The sequence below is a fragment of the Microcystis sp. M49636_WE2 genome, assembly GCF_030065375.1.
Lineage (GTDB): Bacteria > Cyanobacteriota > Cyanobacteriia > Cyanobacteriales > Microcystaceae > Microcystis > Microcystis aeruginosa_C.
Map to the genome: position 1 here is coordinate 1 of NZ_JASJFG010000962.1, position 7,970 is coordinate 7,970.

At 48.8% G+C, this 7,970-nt stretch carries 8 protein-coding genes; 5 read left to right on the plus strand and 3 right to left on the minus strand.

Features of this window, described 5'->3' with window-relative positions:
- Positions 1-198: hypothetical protein (locus PX484_RS22145; RefSeq protein ID WP_288105511.1), on the minus strand; the 198-nt coding region annotated here is incomplete at its 3' end.
- 490 nt (positions 199-688) lie between these two features.
- Positions 689-844, minus strand: coding sequence for a hypothetical protein (locus PX484_RS22150; RefSeq protein ID WP_288105519.1), 156 nt, complete (start codon positions 842-844; stop codon positions 689-691).
- Here PX484_RS22150 and kdpA point away from each other — a divergent pair.
- From kdpA to kdpC, 5 genes are all read left to right on the plus strand, one after another.
- Complete coding sequence (gene kdpA, locus PX484_RS22155) at positions 824-2,569, plus strand: potassium-transporting ATPase subunit KdpA (protein WP_287767411.1); 1,746 nt, start codon at positions 824-826, stop codon at positions 2,567-2,569. The genes PX484_RS22150 and kdpA overlap by 21 nt on opposite strands.
- Positions 2,570-2,584: 15 nt before the next feature.
- Positions 2,585-4,744, plus strand: coding sequence for a potassium-transporting ATPase subunit KdpB (gene kdpB / locus PX484_RS22160; RefSeq protein WP_287767413.1), 2,160 nt, complete (start codon positions 2,585-2,587; stop codon positions 4,742-4,744).
- Positions 4,744-5,967 carry a DNA cytosine methyltransferase gene (locus tag PX484_RS22165; RefSeq protein WP_288105514.1) on the plus strand — a complete coding sequence of 408 codons (1,224 nt, stop codon included), beginning with the start codon at positions 4,744-4,746 and terminating at the stop codon, positions 5,965-5,967. Before kdpB ends, PX484_RS22165 begins: the two co-directional genes overlap by 1 nt.
- 174 nt (positions 5,968-6,141) lie before the next feature.
- Complete coding sequence (locus tag PX484_RS22170; RefSeq protein ID WP_071839504.1) at positions 6,142-6,348, plus strand: potassium-transporting ATPase subunit F; 207 nt, start codon at positions 6,142-6,144, stop codon at positions 6,346-6,348.
- Positions 6,349-6,668: 320 nt separating this feature from the next.
- A complete protein-coding gene (gene kdpC / locus PX484_RS22175) occupies positions 6,669-7,310 on the plus strand; it encodes a K(+)-transporting ATPase subunit C (RefSeq protein ID WP_287767415.1) in 642 nt (213 codons plus the stop codon).
- A gap of 135 nt (positions 7,311-7,445) precedes the next feature.
- Here the strand turns inward: kdpC and PX484_RS22180 are convergent.
- The coding region (locus PX484_RS22180) for a YdcF family protein (protein ID WP_288105517.1) at positions 7,446-7,970 on the minus strand (525 nt) is incomplete at its 5' end.

Here is a 7,970-nt window from a genome sequence, read left to right on the forward strand (position 1 = left end):
GGTGGCGACTTCTGGAATTACCCCAGCTTGGAGACTTTGATAATCGGCAACACCAGCATCGAGGAAAACTACGGTAGCGGTTAAACGCTGATTTCTCGCACTATTCACCTGATTAGCTTGACTCAAGCCATCAGATTGAGCGAAATTGAACAAAACATCGTCAACAGCAGGAAGAATCGGCAACAGGGGAGAACTCATGATATTAACTGTAAAGGTTTATTGCTAACAGTTTTAGCTCAACAAATGCCAATTTTTCAAGACCCCTGTAACAGAAATTAATATTTATTACAAGAAAACGGGTTTTTTCGAGAAACCCGTTTTCTGCGATGAAGTTTGCATAATTATTCCCGTTTGTTCAGCGACTTGTGACGTAAAATCTTAGGAGTCACTGATAATTGCTGATTGTCAGTATTTCTGCATAAGTAGGTAGGCGTTAAAAGTTGTCAGATCCCCCCGCCTATCGGCACCCCCCTTATCAAGGGGGGCAGGGGGGATCGAACCTAAAATCCATTTTTAATTTAATTATAACCAGCTACTTAAGTGCGTAAAAGCTGATAGGATAACGAACGGAAAAAATATAGATTGTCAAGGCGCGAAAAATCGCTACAATCATTCCAGCAGAGGTGATAGTAATCCCTCGATCATCCACTGGTTAACGATCGCTAACGATGAGACAAACTTGGTTTTCTCAAGCGGTTTCGAGACAGCGAACCCCTAAGTTTCCCGGTCGATCATGGACGGTGAGCTTGTCGAATCCGTCCATGATCGGCCACATTTCCACAAGCTCAATGACCACTTGGCTTTTTTTGGAGTTGATCGAACCATGTTGCAAGGATGGATTCAAATCGCGCTCACGATCCTGATAATTGTGGCGATCACCCCCTTTTTCGGGCGGTATATGGCGAGGGTGTTCATGGAACGGAGAACCCTACTCGACCCACTGTGCGATCGAGTCGAGAGTCTTCTTTACAGCTTCGTCGGGGTGAAAGGGAAAGAGAATATGACTGGCTGGCAGTACCTCCGCGCCGTTCTCTACAGTAACGCGGTAATAGCAATTCTGGTTTTTTCCCTGATTGCGGGCCAAGGAGTCCTTCCCCTCAACCCGACGGGGATCCCCGCCCCCCCTTGGGACACCACGCTACATACGACGATTTCCTTTATCACCAACAGCGACCAACAGCATTATTCTGGAGAAACCACCCTCAGCTACGCGAGTCAGATATGGGGTCTTGGCTACCAGATGTTCACCTCGGCTGGAACCGGTCTAGCGGTGGGGATCGCCTTTATTCGGGGATTGACGGGGCGACCGTTGGGCAATTTTTATGTGGATCTGATCCGAGCGATCACCCGTATCCTCTTACCGATCTCGATCGTGGGGGCAATTGCCCTGATCATCGCCGGAGTCCCGGAAACCCTCGCGGGCCCAGCGATCTTGCCGACGCTAGAAAACCCCAACCTGAGTCAGGCGATCGCCCGCGGTCCAGTGGCCCACTTCGAGATTATTAAGGAATTGGGAGAAAACGGCGGCGGCTTTTTTGCCAGCAACTCGGCCCACCCCTTGGAAAACCCGAACGGATTCGTCAATCTGGTGCAATTAGTCGCTATTCTCTCGATTCCCACCTCCCTGATCTATACCTACGGTGTTTTCGCCGATAATCTCAAGCAAGCTCGGTTAATCTATCTAATTCCCCTCGGTATCTTCATCGGCTTTACGATCATCACAGCGATCGGAGAATATAACGGCAACCAGGCGGTTAACTCCCTACTAGGGGTCGATCGAGCGGTTAACTTCGAGGGTAAAGAAGTACGCTTCGGTTGGGCGCAATCGGCCCTGTACGCGGTAACTACCACGGCCACCATGTGCGGTGCGGTGATCGCCATGCACGATTCCTTGATGCCGAACGGCGGCTTCGTCACCCTCTCGAATCTGTTCCTGCAAATCGTTTTCGGCGGCCAGGGAACCGGCACCGCCTACCTGTTTGCCTATCTGATCCTTGCGGTATTCGTCACCGGGCTAATGGTGGGAAGAACCCCGGAATTCCTCGGGCGCAAAATCGAGAAGCGGGAAGTGGTGTTAGCGAGTTTTTTAATTCTGCTGGTTCACCCGATCGCCATCCTCATCCCCGGAGCGATCGCTCTTGCCTTTCCTGACTTTCAAGGCATCAGTAACCCCGGCTTTCACGGATTATCTCAAGTCATCTACGAGTACGCTTCCGCCGCCGCCAATAATGGATCGGGCTTCGAGGGACTAGGAGATTCCCAGCCCGCACCACTTGCGATCGCATCTGGTGCGAAACCGACGATGACCGCTCTCTGGTGGAATCTGAGCGCCTGCTTCAGTTTACTGGCTGGACGGTATATCCCGATCGCTGCCCTGCTCTTGTTAGCTGATGGGATGTCCCGCAAACAACCGGTTCCCGCCACCACCGGAACCCTCCGCACCGATACCGGACTCTTTACCGGCGTGACGGCGGGGGTGATTTTAATTCTCGGTGCGCTCACTTTCTTGCCGATATTAGCCCTCGGGCCGATTGCGGAAGCCTTTCAAATCACCAGGATGATCGGCTAGGAGTTTAGATAATTTATGAGAACGAACAAAGGAAATTCTAAATCCTCCCGCCCGTTGCGAGTGCCGAGAGGTCGCCGGGACGACCGCCGCCATACCCCCAAGGTAAACCGGACCGGTCTCTATCAAAGCGCGATCCGGCAGTCCTTCCTTAAACTCGACCCGCGCATCGCCGTGCGTAACCCGGTCCTATTCGTGGTCTGGTTGGGAACAATCGTCACGGCCCTGGTGACGATCGACCCGCATCTATTCGGCACGATCGCAGGGGATAGGGGACAACAACGGCTACTTAACGGCATCATCACCCTGATCCTCTTCTTCACGGTGCTGTTCGCCAACTTCGCCGAGGCAATTGCCGAGGGACGGGGAAAAGCCCAGGCCGATGCCCTGCGCTCCACCCGCAGCGACACGATCGCCCGGAAAATCCTGGCCGACGGCTCGATCGAGTCGGTCAGTTCCACGGCCTTGCATCGGGGCGATCGGGTGAAACTGGTGGCCGGGGACGTGATTCCCGCCGACGGGGAAGTGATCGAGGGAATCGGTTCGGTGGATGAATCGGCGATCACCGGAGAATCGGCCCCCGTCCTCAAACAACCCGGCACCGACATCGCCAGTTCCGTCACCGGCGGCACTAGGCTTCTCTCGGACGAGTTGACGGTGCGGATCGCTCAAGATCCTGGTCAGGGTTTTATCGATCGCATGATCTCCCTTGTGGAAGGGGCCGAGCGCACGAAAACCCCCAACGAGATCGCGCTGACGGTACTTCTGGCCGTGTTAACCCAAGTCTTTTTAATTGTCGTGGCCACGATTCCGTCGATCGGGAACTATATCGCCAGTTTTCTAGACACGAGCCTCGGGCCGGCGGTTGCGGATACCTTTCGGGCCGGTTCCAGTATCGCCATCTTGATCTCCCTTCTCGTCGCCCTCATTCCCACGACGATCGGCGGTTTATTGAGTGCGATCGGCATCGCCGGCATGGATCGCGTGGCTCAGTTTAACGTCATCGCCACCTCTGGACGCGCGGTGGAAGCCTGCGGCGACGTAAATACCCTCCTTCTCGACAAAACGGGAACAATCACCCTCGGCAACCGGCTAGCTGACGAATTTATCCCCGTCAACGGTCATAACCTCGAGGAATTAGCCCGCATCTGTCTAGCGGCCAGCCTTTTCGACGAAACCCCAGAAGGACGCTCGATCGTTGCTTTAGCCCGGAATTTGGGCGCAAACCTCCCCATCGATGGCCAACCCGGCGAGGGAATCGAATTCTCCGCTCGTACCCGCATGAGCGGCACCGATATGGACGGCGAGGAATACCGTAAGGGAGCCGTAGACGCGATTAAAGGTTTCGTCCGTTCCCGCGGTGGTTCCGTTCCCGAGACCCTCGATGAGGCACAGGAAAGGGTTTCCCGTTTGGGGGGGACTCCCCTCGCCGTCTGTCGGGGTAACGATATCTACGGGGTGATCTATCTCAAGGACATCGTGAAGCCTGGATTAAAAGAGCGTTTCGACCAATTACGGCGCATGGGTGTGAGAACGATCATGCTCACCGGCGACAACCAGATCACGGCCTCGGTGATTGCGGCGGAGGCGGGGGTGGATGATTTTATCGCCGAGGCCACCCCAGAAGATAAGATCGAGGTGATCCGTCGCGAGCAATCCCAGGGCAAGTTAGTTGCCATGACGGGAGACGGAACCAACGACGCACCCGCACTGGCCCAGGCTAATGTCGGTGTGGCGATGAACTCCGGAACCCAAGCGGCGAAGGAGGCGGCCAATATGGTGGATCTCGACTCCGACCCGACCAAGCTGATCGATTTAGTGACCATCGGCAAACAGTTACTCATTACCCGCGGCGCCCTGACCACGTTTTCGGTAGCCAACGATATCGCTAAGTATTTCGCCATTATCCCGACGATTTTCGCCGCTGCCGGGATCGGTGCTTTAAATATCATGGGTTTGAAAAGCGCTCAATCGGCGATCGTCTCGGCCCTGATCTACAATGCCCTGATTATCCCCGTTTTGATTCCCCTAGCACTTAAAGGCGTTCAATTTCGCCCGCTCACTGCTGACCAACTATTGCGGCGTAATATCCTCATCTACGGCGTGGGAGGCATGATTGCGCCGTTTATTGCTATTAAGATTATTGATGAGATAATTTCAGCGATCGGGTTGAGGTAATGGGAAAATCGGCAATATTTAAGCCTAGTTTATTCGGATTGAAGCACTCGAATCGGGATTTTAGCCAAAAAGAAACCTGGGGTAAAAATCAATTTAACTCCTCATTTCCAGCTTCTTTGTGCGCTTACTTAGATTGGAAAGGACTGAAAAATGTATATCTGAAACTTGATGAAAATTTAAAAATTCAACCAGCGGAGTTAAGTACACAAGAGTTATACGGTCTAGCTCCCGATTCCGATAATTTATTTTACGCTTTCGCGAGTCAATTTAGAGGAGGGAGCAAAATGATCACAATCGATTTATTTGCTGGTTGTGGTGGTTTATCTTTAGGTTTTCAGAAAGCGGGGTTTACTATTGTGGCTGCATTTGATAATTGGATACCTGCTATAGATGTCTATAGCAATAACTTTAGTCATCCGATATTTAATGTCGATTTATCTAGAGAATCTAATCAAGAAATATTGGCTCAATATAATCCTGAGATTATTGTCGGCAGCCCTCCTTGTCAAGACTTTTCCAGTGCGGGTAAGAGAGACGAGGGTTTAGGACGAGCGAATCTAACGCTCACATTCGCTGAAATTGTAACTAGAGTAAGTCCCCAATGGTTTGTTATGGAAAATGTGGACAGAATTGAGAAAAGTAAAATACTCACTCAAGCAAAACAAATTTTTAAAAGCCATGGTTATGGTTTAACTGGAAAAGTTATTAATTCTTGTTACTGCGGAGTTCCTCAAACTAGAAAAAGATATTTTCTGATCGGTAAAATGAACGAAGAAGATGATTTTTTAATCGATGAAATCAATGAAAATCTATCAAGTCAACCTCTGACTGTATTTGACTATATGGGCAAAGAATTAGATATAGAATACTATTATAGACATCCTAGAAGCTATCAAAGAAGGGCGATATTCAGTATTTATGAACCTAGCCCTACTATTCGAGGAGTAAATCGACCAGTTCCCAAAACCTATCGACAACATCCCGGTGATGCTTGTCATCTTAATGAAAAATTAAGACCGCTAACAACGAGGGAGAGAAGCTATATCCAAACTTTTCCTAAAGACTTTATTTTTGCTGGAACAAAATCTAATCTAGAACAAATGATTGGCAATGCTGTTCCTATTAATTTGGCTAGATATGTGGGCCAATGTATTCTTAACTATGAATTGAAAAAGGGGAAAAAGACAACCTATCGACAACTACAGCTAAGTAAGTGGTTATAATTAAATTGAAAATAGATTTTGTCTTTGATCCCCCCTTAATCCCCCCTTGATAAGGGGGGTGTCGATCCCCCCTTAATCCCCCCTTGATAAGGGGGGTGTCTGATAATTTTTGACAACTACAGCTATTTTCTTGATTGACTGGCAAAAACAAATCTCCAAAAAACTCTAATTCTTATGAAAGCATCCCTTAGAAAAAACCGATTTTTCTGGTATATTTTCTTAAATTTCTGTCTAACAATTCTTTTCTCCTCCATCGTTCAAGCTTCTACGGGAAGTGCTATAAATAGGGGGCAAGCCTTCGCATTAACCCTTTTAGGATTAGTCGCCTTTGCTTTATTTATCTACCTATTCCTTGTCATCTTTGTCCCGGAGAGGTTTTAAGAGATTTCTGGCATAATTAATTTTTGAGAGTTCAAAAATGGGAAAAAGCAGAAAATGGCTCTCTTGGATTTGGTGGGTAAAATGTATTCTAAGATACATTGCCCCTAGCGAGGGGGTGGAACGAACCACAAAGACACAAAGGACACAAAGATCGATCGATCATATTGTAAGTTAAACTTATCACACAGAACCTAGAAGAGCCAGAAAATCTCTAAATAGACTCTTTAATTGATTGTGGTTTATTCCTAATTCTCCTGACTCCTGACTACTGGCTCCTGACTCCTAACTCCACCAACAAACTTTTTCAGTAAACCCTAATTATGAGTTTTGCACGCGATGCCGGTAGAGCCATCCGTTCTACCCTAGTTCTCTGGGTAATTACCGCGCTGATCTATCCTTTTGCGATGATCGCCGTCGGTCAAATTCTTTTTCCCTGGCAAGCGAACGGGAGTTTGATCACCAATAATCAAGGTCAAGTGGTGGGTTCGGCTCTAATTGGGCAACCTTTCACCAGCGATCGCTATTTCAATAGTCGTCCGAGTACCACCGCCTACAGTACGGCCGATCCGAAAAACGATCCTAACAAAGTCCTGCAAACCGGAATTTCGGGAGCGAGTAACCTAGCTCCCAGTAACCCCGCATTGATCGATCGCATTAAAGGAAAACCCAATCCCGATCCAGCGAAAGCTGTAGAGGGGGAGATTCCCCGATTAGAGAAGACGGGAATTAAACCCACCGCGGATCTGGTGTACACCTCTGGATCGAGTCTCGATCCCCATATCACCCCAGAGTCCGCCAGAGCGCAGATCGAGCGGGTGGCGCGGGTGCGGGGATTACCGACGAATCAAGTGGAGATCCTCGTTATCAAAAACACCGACGAGCGCTTTCTCGGTATCTTCGGCGAACCGGGGGTTAACCTACTGAAACTGAATCTGGCTCTAGATGCGATCGCAAATACCTGATAGGGCCTCTGATACTCAATCCTGTTTAAAAGGTATAGGAAAGTGGGAAGAGAGAGTTTGCCTTTAAAAACCCCAAGTTAGTAGATTTACAAAAATGGGATACAGCCGCTAAAAAACTAACTGGGAGAGGATTGTTTAGCTGATCTTACCTTGATATTCACATTTAAAACCTTCATCGCGCCAAGCTTCTAAATCAACGGAATTTAAGGGGATGACTTGCCAACAGGGGGGAGAGATTAATTGTCCGACAAAAGCCCAAATTATACTTCTAGTCACATCCAACCCAGTTTTTAGCTTTGATTCGTTATTACCCGGGATACCAATTTCTCGGACTGCATCGATTTCTACTGCTATACCGTGGGATTGCAAGTGAATTGCTGCTAACCATTGAGCGCGGGGTAAATGAGTAGGAGAGGTGACAACTTTTACTTTATGTACTCCCCATTGTTTTAAAATTGGCACAGCAAAGAAAAAATTGCCGAAGGTAGAATCAGCACACTTTTCTAACCAGACGTTAGTTTTTGGCGCTTTTGCCCGTTCAAATAGTAATAAAATACAGGGATCTTCCGAGCCTTGGGAAATTAAAATTGGTATATCGGGGTATTGCTGGGCTAGATTGGCTACATAAATTTCCCGACGAATGCTGCCCCCCAAAACTAA